Origin of the sequence: Pseudoalteromonas sp. PA2MD11 (assembly GCF_017808125.1) — a bacterium.
Classification (GTDB): Bacteria; Pseudomonadota; Gammaproteobacteria; order Enterobacterales; family Alteromonadaceae; genus Pseudoalteromonas; species Pseudoalteromonas simplex.
The window spans coordinates 334,145-351,932 of the sequence record NZ_JADKNF010000003.1 but is presented as its reverse complement, the minus strand read 5'-3'; the positions used below and the strand labels follow the sequence as shown (position 1 = coordinate 351,932).

Sequence of the window (17,788 nt, the reverse complement as noted above, 5' to 3'; positions counted from 1 at the left end):
TGGGTCGTTAGCTCAGTTGGGAGAGCATCGCCCTTACAAGGCGAGGGTCACTGGTTCAAGTCCAGTACGACCCACCACATATAAATACTTCATTAAATACTTCCTTGTTTTCTATCTAAATTAAAAAAGCATCGCCACTCTTTACAAAACACAGGCTCGATGGTTCAAGTCCAGTACGACCCACCACATATAAACACTTCATTAAATACTTTCTTTAAAGCTTCCTTGTTTTATCTCTAGTTTTCAAAAGCATCGCCACCCTTTACAAAACACAGGCTCGATGATTCAGGTCCAGTACGACCCACCACATATAGCATTTCATTTAATACTTCCTTGTTTTTTTCTAAATTAAAAAAGCATCGCCACTCTTTACAAAACACAGGCTCGATGGTTCAAGCCCAGTACGACCCACCACATATAACAATCACTTCGACTATCTAACTTCTAAAGTCTAATACTCACTTCTCACTTTATTGATATAGCCCAAAGCTAAACTTAAAATCGTTGCAAAAGCTGTAATTTGCCTTGTCAGCAGCTAGACTGTTTATTATAGTCACTGTTAACAATACTCGGTCGCAAGTCTAATGCCCGCAAAGATTTTTTCGAAAGCCAAAATATTAATAGTCGAAGAGCAAGCACTTGCTCAAAGCTATATGAAGCAGTCTCTAGAGGGATTGGGGTTTCGTCAGTTGCGATTTGCAGAACACGCTATTGCTGCCAAAGAACAGTGTCAAATAGAACAGTTTGATCTCATTGTTTGTTCTTTTAATCTAAGTAAACACCAGGATGGCTATCAGCTTTATGAAGAACTTAAAGTTAAACGCCTAATTAAAAACTCCACAGGTTTTATATTTATATCTGCAGAAACCAGTGGTTCTTTGGTTCATAGTGTTTTAGAGCTGCAGCCAGATGACTTTCTTGTTAAACCTTTTACTATTTACGACTTAAAAAATAGAATTGAAAAAGTTTTATTGCGAAAGCATCATCTAAAAAATATATACCAGTTGATTGATGATGAAAACGACTCAAAAGCTATAAAAAGCATTGATCAATTACTACAAAACAAATCGAATAGTTACAGTGCGATTTTATTGAGATTAAAAGGCGATGCCCTACTTCGTTTAAACAGAAATGAACAAGCCAAAGCATTTTTCAAATCTGTGCTCGATATTCAAAAATTTACATGGGCAAAAGTTGGCTTAGTGGAAGCTTTAATTGCAAATAATGAGCATACTCTCGCTCATAGAATGTTGAGGACTATGCTACAAAGGAGTGAAACACGCTTAATAGCTCTGGATTTACTCGGAAAGTTAGAAATAAAGCTCAATAAATTTGATGATGCACAGCTTTTTTTCAGCCAAGCTGTTGAAATTGCACCTCGCAATATCGAGAGGCAAAAAACGCTTAGCCATGTTTCATTACTTAATCATGACTACGAAAAAAATTATTTAACCCAAAAAGATATAGCTAGTTATGCTAAACACTCAATTCACGACAACCCTGATGTGTACCTAAATGCGGCTCGTGCAGGGATTGATTTTGCCTTAACGACGGATCAAACCGATCAAGTTAATCGCATTTCAAGACAAACAAATCAATATTTGAGTGATTTAAAAAAACAATTTCCGAATAGTAATAATCAAACACAAATTGATGTTCTTAACGCACGTTTACATTATTTAAAAGATGAACATCAAAAGGCTAAAGCACTTATCAATCAACTTGATGAAAGTGACACTCAAATTCGTTCTGTAGATGGAGCGCTCGATAAAGCGAAAGCGTTTCATGAGCTTGGTTTTCACCACAAAGCACAGATGCTGTTTAACCAAATAATAACTCACTGTGAACGCCACCCGTCAGTAAGCGATCCAGTGTATTTACGTTATATTCAACAACAGCAAACTGAGCGACGTGATATTAAGCTTGGCCCGAAAGAGCTCAATAACCACGCTGTAACGCAGTTTAATAAAGGCCAGCTCAATACTGCGCTTGAGGCATTCACACAAGCATTTAGAATTATGCCTAAAAATGCCAGTATTGCGTTAAATCTGCTACAGTGTTTATTTGACACAAACAGTCAAGGGCAGTCTTTCAACTTAATGCTTGCAAGAAAGTGCTACACCCTCTTAGCGTCTCAGTCTTTAGAAGATGAACAAGCTATGAGGTTTGATAAAATAAAAGCACAAGCTGCCAAGTTAAATATCAAGCTTTCTGAATAACCCTCTTCGTGGAGCATCTTTTTGAAATTAATAAAGCATCTCCTTATTGCATCTTTCATAATTACAAGCCCTATTTGTTCAGCTTCTGCAATGTTGCAATATTGGCAGCAAGCCAAAATAAACTGGCAAAGTGAGTCTGGTACACATATCAACATATTAGCAGATGAGCAGCCTGCATTTTTGGCCCTAAAACCATATATCCCTCTATTTGAAGAGTTAACAGGGATATCTGTAGGTTTTCATGCCTTAGAACAATCTCAAATGCGTGTTCGTCGCCACCAAGATTTAAGTATGCATACAGGCCTCTATGATGTACTGCCAATGGGTATAACCTTTTTAGGTGAAGCACAAAGTCGAGGTTGGATAGATCCCCTACAACCCTATATTGATAACCCAAAACTCACAGACAAAGCTTGGTATCAGTTAGAAGATATTAGCGAACGTAGCTTGGCTCTTTGTAAAATCAATGGCGCTTTATACTCGTTACCATTTGATTTTTCTGCACCGATTTATTTTTATCGTAAAGATCTGTTCGAGCACTTTAACTTAGCGGTACCCGACACGTACGAGCAACTACAAGAGACTAAGATTAAGCTTCAAAAGGCAATTGACCGCACCCCATCTTTAAATGGCATGCACGCATTTGCCTCCCGAACTCTGCCAGGTGCAGGATTAAACACTTGGACAGTGTTACCCATTATGCGTGCTTATGGTGCTGAAGTAATTGACGCGCAAGGTCAGTCTGTTTTTGATAGCCCTCAAACAGCACAAAGTCTGCAAGCATACCGAGACCTTGTAACGGGATTCGGCAATCCTGATAACAGTCGCTTGCTGCACTTTTATGAAATTCGTCGACTATTTAAAGAAGGTCAACTTGCTTCGGCGTTTTTAGCCTCTCATTTTTATAATGAAATAGATACCGCTGAAGAGTCAGATATTTGGAATAAATGGGAAGCCGCGCCGTTACCAGCCGGTCCAGTCGCCCGTGAAACATCTCCTTGGTCTTGGGCATTCGCAATTAATAACCAATCAAATCAAAAAAAGGCAGCGTGGTTATTTATTCAGTGGGCAACCAGTGAGCAGACCGCCGCACTACTTAGTACAGGAGGTTCACCGCCTAGACAAAAAGTGTGGCACGAGAAACTATTTACTCTCGTAAACAAACCAGGCTTTAATAAAGCCATGTTATGGGTATTTGAGCATGCTACTCCTGACCGTTTGCAAGCTGGGATGGTTGAGTTTCCAGTTGTCGGTGAGCTTATATCGCAAACATTTAGTCAAATTTTTTATGGAGCAGACATAAAGCAATCAATAAAAGCTACTGATGCAAAAATTAATGTTAATATGCGGGCATTACAGACAAGGAGTGAAAATAAACAATGAGAGTCAGTATTGCTCATAAAATCCTACTCATTATTGGGTTTACTATTACGTTGATTTTAGGGGTAAGTACAACTTTACATGTTATTGAGTTAAAAGAGCAAACCTTGCTGAATATGAGTGAAAAAGCTAATGCCATCGTTTCACCTATGCTCTCAGAGATAAAGACCCTTACAAAAGACAATACAGTAGGTAGTTGGGTTTTAAAAATTCAAGGCATCACTCTTAAAGGTATTCTGGCAAATAATACATTTGATGATTTAAAGACAATCTACTTTATCGATCAGAATAACTTTATTGCCGCTCACCCTGATTACAGCAAAGTCGATACCTTAGAAACAAATCAAACGATAATAAAGCAGCTCAATCCAAAACAAAATTCTATCATCACTTTAGATCAACAATATGCTGTAGCAGTTCCAATCAATAACGCCCAAGATGAAAATATTGGCTATGTTATTGTTAGTTTTTCAGATATTGATTTAACATTAAAAACTAAATCAATTATCAGCAATGCTGTATCACTGTTCGCAATTTACTTACTTACTGCATTACTCATTGCTTATATCATTATACGCCGAATTATTTTACAGCCTATTGAGCAATTAGTTGAGTTTTCGCATGCAGTTACCACTGGCGATCTAAATTGCCCAATAAATATTAAAAGTCGTGATGAAATTGGCACTCTTGCCAGTGGTTTTAAAATGATGCGTGCTGCCGTAAGACAACAAATAAACAGCATGCATGAGCAACATAGTCAATTAGAAGAAACCGTTGCAAAACGAACCCAAGAATACTTGGATGCCAAAGAGCAAGCTGAGCAATCAAATCAGGCTAAAAGTCGCTTTTTAGCGAATATGTCGCATGAGTTAAGAACTCCTCTCAATGCAGTGCTAGGCTTCAGCCAATTACTCCAAGACAGTGAAACTGATAAAAATAAACGCCGCTATTTAGAAGCCATTTCGATCTCTGGCAGCTCTCTGCTAAACGTCCTCAATGATATTCTTGATTTATCTAAAATTGATGCAGGAAAAATGCAGCTGGACATGGAAAGGGTCGAAATTCCGACGATGTGCCATGAACTAAGTATGATGTTTTTGCAGCTCAGCGCTCAAAAGGATCTAGATTTACAGATCACTTCACACCCTGAATTTAAAACCCCTGTTTTACTTGATAGCAATAAAGTTCGACAGGTACTGACAAACTTGATCAGTAATGCGATTAAATTTACCTCACATGGTAGCGTTAAAGTTCACTTTGACTTTGAAGAACGTGAAAATGATGGCCACATTAATATAAAAATTCATGTCAAAGATACTGGCAAGGGGATCCCAACCGATCAACAAGCGCTGATTTTTAATGATTTTGAGCAAGTTCAAGGGCAACGCAGTTCTGAATTTGGTGGCACTGGGCTCGGTTTAGCTATATCTCATCGCTTTATAAAATTGATGGGTGGTGAACTATCTGTAATTAGTGAAAAAGATAAAGGTAGCGAGTTTATTGTATTGCTACCAAATATAGAATTTGCCGAATCAAAAACAGAGGTTAAACATCGAAATTACCCTGCTATTTCTAGCTATCATTTTAATCCAGCTCGTATATTGATAGTTGATGATATTCCATACAACCGTGAGTACTTGGAGTCATTTCTATCACGCTGGAGCTTTACAATAGATACAGCAATAAACGGTGAAGAGGCCTTGAAAAAGGTAGAAGAGAACCAACCTGATCTGATCATTATGGATCTAAAGATGCCAGTGATGGGTGGATTAGAAGCAAGTCAGCTAATTCGTAGTGATGATCGCTTTAAGCATATTCCAATCATTGCGGTTACAGCATCGGTATTAAAAGACGATAAGGCGCAATCGAGTATTTTGACAGACTACATAATTAGTAAGCCAATTCACCGTGAGCACCTTATTTTCATCATTGCCCAGTACCTAGATTAAGTATGAGTTAAACACGCATTAGTCGCGTTTTTTCATCGCTATGGCATTCATGCAATAGCGTAAACCACTTGGCGGCGGGCCATCGGGGAATACATGCCCTAAATGTGCATCGCAAACATTACATACGGCTTCAATTCGCTGCATACCATGGCTAGAGTCCGCAATATAGGCAATGCTTTCAACACTGCTTGGCTGAGTAAATGACGGCCAGCCGGTGCCACTATCGAACTTTTCATCACCGTCAAATAGTAAGTTGTCACAACATATACATGCATATTGACCAGGTTCAAATATCGTACATGAATCAGAGCTGTGAGGACGTTCGGTGCCTTTTAAGCGGGTAACATAGAATACATCTTGTTCGAGCTCGGCTTGCCATTCAGATGGCGATTTTTCGACTCGACGTGGAGGTGTTGGGTTGCCGTTATGGGCAAACTCTAAAATATCTTGCCAAGTTAACATAGTGCTCCCTCAGGGTTGAATACAACAGTTGCACAGTACATCACAAGCCCTACTAAGGGCAAGCAGCACGCATCTAGTGATTAATGTGTTTGCAGCCGGATATCTATTTGTGCACGTTCACGCTCAGAAAGTAGCTGTGCTAAATGGCTATTAATTTGGCTGCTAGCAACACTCAATACTGCAGTTATTTGCTGGTCGTTGACATCCGTTACATGGATTATACCTTCGCCGATTTCAATCTGCTTAATTTGGCCAATTAAAACAAACTCAGCTTTGCGTTTAAAATCGAATAAACCAGCCAGACTTATCAGCGCTAGCTGATTTACATCACGCTTTAGTAAATCAGTAATGGGGTTACGCGCTACAAATAACGGAGTCACTCGATATAAGCTTGATAACGTAATAAAGCCCCATAACATCACAAACAACGAAAATGCAGCACTGTGCCAAAGTGGCGTAAATACCCATAAAGCAATTAATACCAGCGCGATAGTGAGTGAAATTTTTGCTAAAAGCTTATTAATTGCCAACATATTGCAGCCCTACTTTTTTTCAATTGGATCTGGCCAATCATTAAAAAAGACCGACAGATATCTGCTTTTTAATAAATATAACAGTACCCATAACACCAGTACCATTTGACAGGCTAAAAAAAACGAAAACTGATAATGACTGTGCGCAGCCTGATAGGTTAACCAACTTAAATCTGTGATGGCACACAAAATTAATGGCCAGCGCATAAAGCGCCATATAGACGCGAGACGTTTTGCACTTTCAGCATTTTCTTGAGGTCGGCGTAAACAAAAGATCACCGCCGGTAATAAGGCGATTGCAGCTATGGCAATGGCTGTAAAGAAATCGCTTTTCGACTTAAAAAACAGCGACATGATATCTAAATCAGGGCGACGGCTGAGCGCCGCCATAATCCATATAAAGTAACTGCGTAACAATACTAACAAAGTTAAATGAAACGCCACTGGGGTTCGATAAGCGCCATGTTTATCCCAGTATTCTGGCCCGTAGCGATTCATATTTGGTTCTTCTTATCAGCAATGATGCCAAGTACCAAAAACGCAGCTGTAAGTGTAAGCGCAAGCCATTTAACACCAAGTAGCATTAACAACTTACTTAAAAATGGAGTTACAAATACCACAAGTAAGCCCATACCAAACCCAGTAACCAGCACAAAGCAAAGCACGCGTATAATAAAGTGACGACGCGCGACAAAGCGCTTGGTCACTTTAATAATGTCGTTTGCATACAAGGATAAAAAGCACACCACCAGCAGTAATGAAATATTGTAAAGGTGTGGTTGCAGCCAGCTGCCGATTGTTAAAGCAACTGACGACAGTGCCTGCAAGAGACTATCCATTGTGCTCACTTAAAAGCGCAATAAGATCAGCCTCAGTTAACACATCAATGCCTAGGTCTTGTGCTTTGGTTAATTTTGAGCCCGCTTTTTCACCTGCAATCAGCGCATCTGTTTTCGCCGATACACTACCCGATACTTTTGCACCTAACGCTTGTAAACGCGCTTTTGCATCATTACGGTTAAGCTCGCTTAATGTGCCAGTCAGCACGTAAGTTAAGCCCGCTAATGGCTGCGCATCGGCACTTGGCGCGGTTAATTCTGGCCAGTGAATACCTTGCTCAACTAACGCATTTACAACTGCCATATTGTGCTCTTCGCTAAAGAAGCCACGTACATGCTTGGCAACGATCTCACCCACGTCGCTTACTTCAGTTAACGCATCAACGCTTGCTTGAGTGATTTTTTCTAGTGTTAAAAAGTGGTTTGCTAAGTTTTGCGCGGTTGCTTCACCCACTTCGCGAATACCTAACGAGTATAGGAATTTAGCTAAGGTTGTTTGCTTAGCATCTTGCAGCGCATTAACTAAGTTCTTAGCAGACTTTGGACCCATTCGCTCTAGTGATTCAAAATGCCCTTGTTTAAGGATAAATAAATCAGCAGGTGTTTTGATAAGCTCACGGTCAACGAGTTGATCAACAATTTTGTCGCCTAAACCATCAACATCAAGGGCTTTACGTGACGCAAAATGTTTAATTGCTTGCTTGCGCTGCGCTTGGCACACTAAACCACCGGTACAGCGGGCAACCGCTTCACCTTCAATGCGCTCCACATGTGAGTCACAAATTGGGCAGGTAGCAGGGAATTCAATGTCTTTCGCATCGTCAGGGCGACGCTCAAGGACAACTTGGGTAATTTGCGGAATAACATCACCCGCACGGCGAATAATCACCGTATCGCCAATTTTAACGCCTAAACGGGCAATTTCATCACCATTATGCAGCGTTGCGTTAGATACCGTTACGCCACCCACAAATACCGGCTCTAATCGTGCTACAGGGGTAATTGCGCCAGTGCGCCCTACCTGAAACTCAACATCAAGTAATTGGGTGATTTCTTCTTGCGCAGGGAATTTAAAAGCAATTGCCCAGCGCGGCGCACGTGCCACAAAGCCTAAACGCTCTTGGTGTTTTTTGTCGTTAACTTTTATTACCACACCGTCAATTTCGTAGGCAAGGCTACTTCGACGCGTCAATATATCTTGGTAATAATCAAGTGCAGCTTGCTGGCCTTCAACCAGTTTTGTTTCTGGGCAAAGTGGTAAACCCCAATCGGTCAGTTTAGCCAGTTGTTGATAGTGATCTTCTGGTAACTGCCCATCGGCAACAAGCCCAGTGCTGTAGGCATAAAACATCAGTGGACGTTTTGCTGTTACTTTAGAGTCAAGCTGTCGTAAGCTACCAGCCGCAGCATTACGCGGGTTAACAAAGACTTTGTCGCCACGTTTTTCGGCTTCACTGTTTAGTTTGGCAAAACCGGCGCTGTCCATAAATACTTCACCGCGCACTTCAAGCTCTGCTGGAAAGTCATCGCCACGTAACTTAAGCGGCACATTACGAATTGTTTTCACGTTTTGGGTGATGTTTTCACCTACCATGCCATCGCCACGGGTAGCTGCTTGAACTAAAACCCCATCACGGTAAATAATTGATACCGCTAAACCATCAAGCTTTGGCTCACAACAAAAAGTCAGCTCCTTGTTATCCATTAAACGCTCTTTGATACGGCGGTTAAATGCAGCAAACTCTTCTTCTGAAAAGGCATTATCAAGTGACAGCATGGGCACTTGGTGAGTGACTTGCTCAAACTTATCAAGTGCTGCGCCACCGACTTTTTGGCTTGGTGAGTCTGGGCTTTGAAACTCAGGATTAGCTTGCTCAAGGGCGCTTAATTCGCGCATTAAACGGTCATATTCAGCATCAGGAATGCTCGGTGCATCCAGCACATAATAATTATGGTTATGCTCTTCTAACTGGGCACGAAGTTGGCTAATTTGCTCAAAGATAGGGCTGGACATGAAAACCTCAAAAATCTACATAAAAAAGCCACTTAGACGACTTAACGCCAAGTGGCCTAATACTTATACTCTGTGTGTGCGATTATGATGAAAAGCAGCGAACTTTCTCAACATACTCACGAACGCTTTCAACCGTCATTTCTTCACGGTTGCTATCTAAAATCGTTGCACCAAATTCATCTGCTAGCTTTTTAGCTGCACTGTGCAACATGTTGAATGCACTTAGACCGTCGCCATCACATGGTAAGGTCATAAATAAGCTAACACCTGCCGTACTAAACTGTTCCATATTATCAATATCGAACGTGCCTGGGTTGTACATATTCACTAAACGGAATAACACCGGGCCTGTACCTGCTGGGTCTAAGTGACGGTTAAAGAAACCTTCTTCAGAATACTTAAAGCCTAACATATTAACAGCTGGCAATAATTGGCTGCCATCCATTGTTAAACCTTCTGGCATTTGTAAATGCACAATAATGAAATCGGTTGGAGCTTGTGCATCAGCAGGTTCTTCTTCAACTTCTTGTTGCTCAGCTTCAGGCTCTTCAACAACCTGTTCTGAAACAGCTGGTTCGTCGTGACTTTCTGCTGAAAAGCTTAAATCACCAAACTCTGGCTCATCACGTTCTTGCGGTTTTGCAGTTGCAGCCTCTTGAACCTCGCTGGTTGTTTCGTTCGGTTCAACCCGTTCAACTGAAGGCGTATCTGGGTTGTCCTTTTTACGCACCGACCATAAGCCGTGAATTAATAAACCACCAATGACAAATACACTGATTACGATTAAAGCCCATCTTAATTCTTCGGCCATCCCCTCACCTTTATTATTTGATATGCCTAAATTTTATGCATGTGCCATTTGCACAGCTTGTTCTATATCTACAGCGACCATACGTGATACACCTGGTTCGGCCATAGTTACACCGGTCAATCTGCCTGCCATTTCCATGGCAATCTTGTTATGACTGATATAAATAAATTGTACTGATTGTGACATCTCTTCTACCAAACGGCAAAAACGACCCACGTTCGCATCATCCAATGGCGCATCCACTTCATCTAGCATACAGAATGGAGCTGGATTGAGCCTGAATATTGAAAACACCAATGATAATGCGGTCAGCGCTTTTTCTCCACCACTAAGCAGGTGAATTGTCGAATTTTTCTTGCCTGGTGGCCTTGCCATGATGCTCACCCCACTTTCAAGTAGATCATCACTGGTCAATTCAAGGTAAGCACTACCGCCACCAAACACTTTTGGGAATAACTCCCCAAAGTCTGTATTTACTTGTTCAAAGGTCGCCTTGAAACGATTTTTTGTTTCTCGGTCGATTTTTTGAATCGCCCCTTCAAGGGTATTTAATGCTTGCGTTAAGTCATCAAGCTGCTGATTTAAATAATCGCTGCGCTGTTTAGCCTGCTCAAACTCATCTATTGCCGCTAAGTTCACCGCGCCAAGTTCATTTAATGCTTGCGTGGTTTTTGTAAGCCTCGTTTGCATGCTATTTAAATTGGCATTGTCAGGCAGTTCTTCAAGTACTGTTTTTAAATTTTGTTCCAGTTCTTCAAGTGGCTCTAACGCAGCTTGCGCCTTCACGATTAAACTTTGCTCATCCAGCGCCAATGCTTGCAACTGCTCTTGTAACGTCACCAACTCAGATTGCGATGATTTCAGTGCTGTTTGCTTATCAGCAAGCTCCTTTTTAGCTTGACTCAAGGCCGCTTGCAAGTTTTTCAGCTCAACGTCACTTTGTTGATGCTTTTCAAGCAATAGCATAATCTGCTCTGCTAATTCTTCAAGCGGGATCACTAGCTCTTCTAGTTGCTCGTTGAGCTCTAATACAGCTTCACTGGCAGCACTTTGGGCGGCATTTGCATGCTGAAGTTTGGTTTCGCTAAGTTGACACTCACTGCGAGCTTTTTGTTCAGTCAAATTAGCTTGATGGGCTTGCGTTTTATATTGCTCAAGCTGAGAAGCCACTTGGCGATAGTTGTTATTTGCCTCAGCTTGTTGGTGTTTTGCTTGCTCTAACTCAGTTTCAAGTTCTAATTGCTGCTCTATCAATTGCTCAAGTAAACACTGCTGCGTTTGTTGCTGTTCGTCAGCATTTTGCTTTTGCTCAGCCAGTAAGGTTTGACGCTGTTGCAACTTAATAAGCTGGTTTTGCCACTGGGTTTGCTGCTCTAATAGCATATCGCGTCGAGTGCTGGCAGATGCAATCTGCTGAGCCGCTTGGTGAATTCGCTCTCTGTATTGCTCTTTATCGGCGGTAAGTGTTTTTTTGTGAGCTAGATGCTCATTTAGCAATTGCTGCTTAGTTTCTAATTGCTCGTTGAGCTCTTCATCTAACTGCTGTGCATCACTAAGCTGAGCATGCTTTAAAAGCAAAGAATTGTCGGCGTCTTTATTAGCATCGGTATGAAAGTTACGACCATGCATACAGCCTTCTTCATCAATCACAGCCAGCCAATATGGATCCGCCAAAATAGCGTCATCAAAACAAGGTTGAAATGCAAAGCGGGCTAATAAGTCAGGGTAAGCACCCGATTCGATATAATTAGCTAATGACTCTTTTGGTAACTCATCATCAGATGCAGGCCAAACACTGTTAGGCTCTTTATGTTGACTGACCTTTAGATGCTCAAGGCCAAGTAGGGCTTGTTCAATTAGTGGCTCAAAGCCAGAAGCCACCTTTAACTGCGCCAATAGAGAGACACTTTCGCTATCGGTTTGCTCTGATAACAAAGAGTTAAGCGCAGCTATGCTGGCTCTATTTTCATTGCTGTGCTGCTGAACCCGCTTTAAATCCTGCTCTAAGTGCTGTTGTTCTTTATCCGCTTGTTCTAGGTTTTGAGTGAGTTTATTTAGCGCACTTTGTTGCTGCGCAAGCTCCTTCGTCAGTGTTTGAATATGCTGTTGTTGCTCTGTAATTTGCGCTGCAACTGGGGTCGCTTCGAGTTCACTAATTTCAGCGGCAAGTTGTGTCTGCTGAGACTCAAGTTGCGCAACAGTCTGGGCAAAGTGAGCCTGTTGATTCTTTGCAACATTAATATCACTGCTATGAGCTTGGCTTTTCTGTAAGGTACTTTGATATTGCTCATTGGCGCTTTGCGTTTGTTGCTGCTGTAGAGCAACTTGCTCTTCAACCTCTGCAACTTGCTCAGCGCACAGTAAACTTTGCTCAATCGCTTCTTGTAGCTGCTCTTGTAAAATGGCGGCTGAAGCGTGTTGCTCTTCTTGCAGCTCTTTATTTTGTAACTGCAGTTGTTGCTGTTTGATAAGGTTTTGGCTAAGTGTTTGCTGTTGCTGCTTTAAACTTATCTGTTGCTGTTCTTTGCGGGTTAACTCTGTATGAGTTTGATGCTGAGCCTGCTGGGCGTCTTGCAGTTTTTGCTGCTCAAGTTGCACCTGATTTTCAAGACTTGCTAAAACATCATCGTGGCCAGAGTGCGCTTCTCTAAAGAACTGAATTTGCTCTTTAAGTTTATTAATTTGCTCAGCTTTATCGATTTGTTGTTGGTGTAACTTCTGCCATTTTAAAACCGCAATTTGCCCTTTTAAGGTGCGCTCAGTGGCTTTTAGCTCTCGGTATTTTTTTGCATCGACTGATTGCACTGCAAGTTTATCGAGCTGTGTTTGCAACTCCTGCCTTACATCAAGCAATCGCTCAAGGTTTTCGCGGGTACTTTTAATGCGGGTTTGCGTTTCACGACGACGCTCTTTGTATTTTGAAACCCCCGCTGCTTCTTCTAAAAAAACACGTAAATCAGCCGGTTTACTCTCAATTAAACGCGAGATCATGCCCTGCTCAATAATCGCATAACTGCGCGGGCCAAGACCTGTGCCTAAAAAGATGTCGGTAATATCACGCTTACGGCATTTGCTGCCATTTAGAAAATAAATTGACTGGCCATCTCGAGTCACTAAGCGTTTGATCGCCACTTGGTTTCGATCAGCAAAGGTATTCGGTAAATGACCACTGGTGTTATCAAACACCAACTCAACAGAGGCTTGTGAAATTGGCTTTCGATTAGTTGAGCCGTTAAAAATAACATCGGTCATGGCATCGCCACGTAAGTTTTTAGCTGAGCTTTCACCTAGCACCCAACGCACTGCATCGATGACATTTGATTTGCCACAGCCGTTCGGGCCGACAACACACGTCATCTGATCAGGGAATGGGATCTTAGTGGGTTCAACAAACGATTTGAAACCCGCTAATTTTATGGTGCTTAAGCGCATCTAATTGTTTTACCGATTTTTATTGTTATTCTTCAATTTAACCCATTTTAGGGTAAAAGGTTAAGCGTGGCGCTTAAAATTATCTAAAATAATACCCGTTGCCATTGCAACATTAAGCGATTCTGCTTGGCCATAAGCCGGAATGGTTATTTTATCAGTAACGAAGCTTTCGCAATCAGCACGAATACCATGCGATTCACTGCCCATGAGTAATACGGCATCTTGTTTAAGAGCAGTTTTATGGATGTTCTCACCTTCTAAAAATGCACCATACACAGGGAGCTTTAGGCTTGGTAAGTAACTGGTTAAATCAGTTTGTGAGACACACACGCGAGCAAATGAACCCATGGTTGCGCTAATAGTTTTCGGATTATAAGCATCGGCACTGTCTGTGCTGGTAACAATATGCTTAATACCATACCAGTCAGCAACACGAATAATCGTGCCCAAATTACCCGGATCCGACACACCGTCAAGGGCTAAAATAAGCCCTGATGTGGGTAATGCTTGCTGGCTTGGCATATCAACAACAGCAATGGCCGCGTTGTTACTAACAAGCGTACTGGCTTTAGTTAGGCTGTCTTCATCTGCTTCAATGACTTGATGGGCTGCAAGCGCTGTTTGATGCGCTGAAATAAATGCTGGGGTCGCAAAAATATGAGCAATACTTAAACCACTGTTTAGTAATTCAAGTACATTTTTTTCGCCTTGAACAAGGTACTGGTTATATTGCTTACGGTATTTCTTTTGACCTAATGCACGAATTAGTTTCAGTTGGTTTTTTGAAATCATAACAGCCTCATAAAATGATGGTTTAGTATATCAGATTCTGTACTCGAAAAACCAAGGGGAAAGTGCCAATTGCTTATTCAATCAGCACTTTTAAGAGACACTTGCTAATTAATAGACATTAACTAATTTTCGTCAGCCATTCGTTTAACCATGGCTCAGTAACAGGCCAAGGTTCAAAATCTTCACAGGCATCAATTTCTAAACGATGACCGACAGGTTTTGCCTGTAAATCACGAAACAGCTCATCAAAACTGCGACCTGCACCACAAAACGTATCGCCATAGCTGCGGTCACCCATAGCAATAATGCCGTATTGCTTGCCTGTTAACAGTGGGAATTGATCATTTAATTGGCTATATAAAGCGATTAAGTTATCAGGAATATCGCCCTGACCCGTCGTTGAAGTGATCACTAAAATATGTGACGCAGCCAGCATGTCATCAACCGTGGCATTTTCAACTAATTGCGCTTGATGCTCAGACTTTTCAATGACTTCAATAACTTGTTCGCTTAAACGCTCAGCACCGCCGTAAACACTGCCGACAAAAATACTAATGGTTGCCATAATAATCCTTTTCTTCTGTTGGCCAGCCAAGTTGCTGGCAAATCGTTAACATTGCATCGCCTAAAGGCGCTCTAATTGTTATTGGTTGCTTGCTATAAGGGTGCACAAACTTTAATTCAGAGGCAAATAACATTAACCGACGAAGTTTAAAATGCTCTCTAAAAAATTGATTATGCTGATTATCACCATGATTTACATCACCAATAATTGGCAATGATAAATGTTTTAAATGACGGCGTATTTGATGTTTGCGGCCAGTTTTTGGAAAACACTCCACCAGCGAGTAACGAACTGTTGGGTATTTACCAATTGGAATAGGCAAGCTTGCTTGGTGCAAACAATGAAATTGCGTTTGTGCTTCTTGCGGTGCTTTATTTTGATCAGCAAACTTGTCGGCGATTTTATCAAGCTCTTCTTTTAAAGGTTTATCTAAGAAGATTGATTCGTTTAAAAAGCCTCTTACTAGAGCTAAATAACGCTTTTCAATTTGCCCATCAATAAATAACTGATTCATATCACGGGCTGCTTCTGAACTTAACGCAAACAGTAATACGCCTGAGGTTGGTCTATCTAACCGATGTACAGGAAACACATGTTGACCAATTTGGTCACGCAGCATTTGCATCGCAAATTGGGTTTCGTGTTTGTCTAAAAACGAACGGTGAACCAATAAACCAGATGGTTTATCAATCGCAATGTAATTTTCATCGCGGTACAGAATCGTTAACTCATCAAATTGTGGCTTAACACTCTCTTGCATCTTAGTCATCACTCAAAAGTTGATCGAGTTTTTGTAAAACGTTAATCACATCATTACCGCCGTTGTGTTGTGCCAACATCATTTCAGCCATAGGTGCAATTGCAAAATTACGGGGTAAAGGCTGGGCATGTGCAATGAGGGTATGCATTTTGTCAAGAAAAACAAATTGCAGCCATTGCTCAAAAGCCATGGTGTCATGACAAAACGGCACACTAGAATTGAGTGCACTTGGGTCAATCGGTGTTGTTTGCCAAAGTGAATGGCGTTGTAATGTGGATTCTAATTCGCGCAGCAGCGCCAAAGTCTGTTGATGCATTGTAAAACTCTTAATACCTTTGTGCTTAGTATACCCTGTTCCAAGGCGCCATGGTATGGCGTATAATTCGCGGTTGATATAGATTAATTACGGTAATTGAGATTTTATGACTGAGCAGATCGCCACTTTAGGGCAACTTCTGGATGCAGCAGGTACCACTTGGCGTGCCTTCGATATTGGCAGACACATCACGAAATTAGACAAAAAACAATTTCTTGCCATTGAAGAAACAAAAATCCCTTACCCATACCCGCTTGCAGGTCATGCTTGGCTTGCTATTCAATTTTGGGATGTAAAAGCGTCTAAAGAACCTTATGTATGGTTTTTAAAATTCCCACTAGATGAGCAAAGCCGTCTTGTAAGCGCAAGCCGCGATCATTTCGCAAACATGGTAATTGAAGCGCTTGGTACAGAAATTACCGGTGAAAATGCCGAAGGCAAATTAGACAACAACCCGTATGTATTTACGCCAAACGCCAACAAGCTAGCGGCATTTAATGCACAGGTTAAATGCTTACTTAAACAAAGTGCTTCACAGTATTACGAATATGCGCAGCTGTATTTTTCAGGCAAACTGGGATTTGATAATTGGCAAAATGTTGCAGTACAAGGTATTGCAGACTTTGCGATGCGTTTAGATAACGACAACAATTTAGCAAATCTACAAGCCGCTTGGGGGCAATTACCAGTCGAAGTATTACAGCCGCTTAGTGCAATGCTTGAACATGTTGCAATCGAACCTGTGTTTGCAGAACAATTGTTAGCCTATGGTTTAAACGCCATAGAGCATAAAGACGACATCGCCCTTGTAGCAGCCCTCAGAAGCTTATCAAAAACACCAGCACAAGGTTTAACTGCGCAACTTGTAGATGCTGTATTACGCTCTGATATGAACACCCAGTCAGATGTACTATTAACGATTGCAGGGCGTTGTTTTAGCACGCTTGAAGACCCAGAACGCTTACATGTGTTTTTGGATTGCTGTGCACACCACACTGAAATTGAACAACTGTTTGTGAGTATTTTCACCGATTTAGTTGCAATTCCTAGTATTCGCCCTCACCTACTAGGTTTATTAAGAAAAGAAAATCGTAGCGAAACTCTCGCTCGCGCAATTGGAAGGTTATTCTCGTAAATGGCAGGCTTGTGGACACTCATCATCATTGGCAGCATCATCTATTTTTTTTGGTTAAACAGAAAAGTAGCCGAAGCAGCTAATCTTCATGCACAAAGACAAATTGAGCAATTAAATGTGCAATTGATGAGTGTTGCTTGCAATAAACGCCGACTTGGTATTTTAAAAAGCGGCAAACCAGGTATCAAAAGCGAATTTATTTTTGAGTTTTCAAGTGATGGACAAAACGTGTATCAAGGCGTTTTGATCATGGAAAATGAATTACTTAAAAGTGTCGTAATACCGCCACATAAGATTTAAGTTGCGAGTTGCGAGTTGCGAGTTGCGAGTTGCGAGTTATACAAGAATAATTGCAAGTGCGAGAAGTGCAACCTCCAGAAAGAACTAAGGCGTAGCTAATAGCCACGCCCCAATCTTGCTACTTCCATGATTAAGTATCCTTACTTATGCCGAAGCTGCCTTTTTATCTTTCCCCTGAACGGGTATACATCCGATACACCCACCATGCTACTTCATGTAACATTTAACACATCCTAGTGCCGTCCTCTTGCCGTCAATGGCTATCCACTTCGTTTTCCAAA

Annotated in this window: 16 protein-coding genes and 1 tRNA gene; 6 read left to right on the top strand and 11 right to left on the bottom strand. The window is 41.3% G+C overall.

Annotation, left to right across the window (positions count from 1 at the left end):
* Position 1: 1 nt before the first annotated feature.
* The 4 genes from ISP07_RS06325 to ISP07_RS06310 all read left to right on the top strand — a co-directional run bounded on the left by ISP07_RS06325 (position 2) and on the right by ISP07_RS06310 (position 5,548).
* Positions 2-77 (top strand) — tRNA-Val (locus tag ISP07_RS06325).
* 507 nt (positions 78-584) lie between these two features.
* On the top strand, positions 585-2,219 hold the full coding sequence (locus tag ISP07_RS06320; RefSeq protein ID WP_209327123.1) for a response regulator: 1,635 nt from the start codon (positions 585-587) through the stop codon (positions 2,217-2,219).
* Positions 2,220-2,240: 21 nt separating this feature from the next.
* Positions 2,241-3,602, top strand: coding sequence for an extracellular solute-binding protein (locus ISP07_RS06315; protein ID WP_138599981.1), 1,362 nt, complete (start codon positions 2,241-2,243; stop codon positions 3,600-3,602).
* Entirely contained in the window at positions 3,599-5,548 is a 1,950-nt protein-coding gene (locus ISP07_RS06310; RefSeq protein ID WP_054553708.1) for an ATP-binding protein, read from the top strand. Before ISP07_RS06315 ends, ISP07_RS06310 begins: the two co-directional genes overlap by 4 nt.
* Before the next feature lie 18 nt (positions 5,549-5,566).
* On the opposite strand, the gene msrB is transcribed toward ISP07_RS06310, so the two are convergent.
* The 11 genes from msrB to ISP07_RS06255 form a co-directional block, all read right to left on the bottom strand.
* Positions 5,567-6,010 (bottom strand): peptide-methionine (R)-S-oxide reductase MsrB, encoded by a 444-nt coding sequence (gene msrB / locus ISP07_RS06305; protein WP_199529538.1) that lies wholly within the window; start codon positions 6,008-6,010, stop codon positions 5,567-5,569.
* Between the two features lie 80 nt (positions 6,011-6,090).
* On the bottom strand, positions 6,091-6,543 hold the full coding sequence (locus tag ISP07_RS06300) for a hypothetical protein (RefSeq protein WP_138617750.1): 453 nt from the start codon (positions 6,541-6,543) through the stop codon (positions 6,091-6,093).
* Between the two features lie 9 nt (positions 6,544-6,552).
* Positions 6,553-7,041 (bottom strand): DUF2919 domain-containing protein, encoded by a 489-nt coding sequence (locus ISP07_RS06295; RefSeq protein WP_054553711.1) that lies wholly within the window; start codon positions 7,039-7,041, stop codon positions 6,553-6,555.
* Entirely contained in the window at positions 7,038-7,382 is a 345-nt protein-coding gene (locus tag ISP07_RS06290) for a DUF3392 family protein (RefSeq protein WP_054553712.1), read from the bottom strand. The genes ISP07_RS06295 and ISP07_RS06290 overlap by 4 nt, the downstream gene beginning before the upstream one ends.
* The gene (gene ligA, locus ISP07_RS06285) at positions 7,375-9,396 is read right to left on the bottom strand and encodes an NAD-dependent DNA ligase LigA (RefSeq protein ID WP_166341481.1); all 2,022 of its coding nucleotides are present in this window, start codon (positions 9,394-9,396) and stop codon (positions 7,375-7,377) included. Before ligA ends, ISP07_RS06290 begins: the two co-directional genes overlap by 8 nt.
* 82 nt (positions 9,397-9,478) lie before the next feature.
* Complete coding sequence (gene zipA / locus ISP07_RS06280; protein ID WP_166341483.1) at positions 9,479-10,207, bottom strand: cell division protein ZipA; 729 nt, start codon at positions 10,205-10,207, stop codon at positions 9,479-9,481.
* 33 nt (positions 10,208-10,240) lie between these two features.
* Positions 10,241-13,639, bottom strand: a complete 3,399-nt coding sequence (locus ISP07_RS06275) for a chromosome segregation SMC family protein (RefSeq protein ID WP_209327122.1) — start codon at positions 13,637-13,639, stop codon at positions 10,241-10,243.
* 60 nt (positions 13,640-13,699) lie between these two features.
* Positions 13,700-14,431, bottom strand: a complete 732-nt coding sequence (locus ISP07_RS06270) for an RNA methyltransferase (protein WP_209327121.1) — start codon at positions 14,429-14,431, stop codon at positions 13,700-13,702.
* 118 nt (positions 14,432-14,549) lie between these two features.
* Entirely contained in the window at positions 14,550-14,996 is a 447-nt protein-coding gene (locus ISP07_RS06265; protein WP_054553717.1) for a flavodoxin, read from the bottom strand.
* The gene (gene truC / locus ISP07_RS06260) at positions 14,983-15,756 is read right to left on the bottom strand and encodes a tRNA pseudouridine(65) synthase TruC (RefSeq protein ID WP_055021913.1); all 774 of its coding nucleotides are present in this window, start codon (positions 15,754-15,756) and stop codon (positions 14,983-14,985) included. Before truC ends, ISP07_RS06265 begins: the two co-directional genes overlap by 14 nt.
* Before the next feature lies 1 nt (position 15,757).
* Positions 15,758-16,072 carry a YqcC family protein gene (locus tag ISP07_RS06255; protein WP_138599991.1) on the bottom strand — a complete coding sequence of 105 codons (315 nt, stop codon included), beginning with the start codon at positions 16,070-16,072 and terminating at the stop codon, positions 15,758-15,760.
* A gap of 106 nt (positions 16,073-16,178) precedes the next feature.
* Here ISP07_RS06255 and ISP07_RS06250 point away from each other — a divergent pair, with 106 nt between their 5' ends.
* Both ISP07_RS06250 and ISP07_RS06245 read left to right on the top strand, forming a co-directional pair.
* On the top strand, positions 16,179-17,207 hold the full coding sequence (locus ISP07_RS06250; RefSeq protein WP_209327120.1) for a DUF3549 family protein: 1,029 nt from the start codon (positions 16,179-16,181) through the stop codon (positions 17,205-17,207).
* Entirely contained in the window at positions 17,208-17,507 is a 300-nt protein-coding gene (locus ISP07_RS06245; RefSeq protein WP_054553721.1) for a DUF3301 domain-containing protein, read from the top strand.
* The last annotated feature ends 281 nt before the right edge of the window (positions 17,508-17,788 follow it).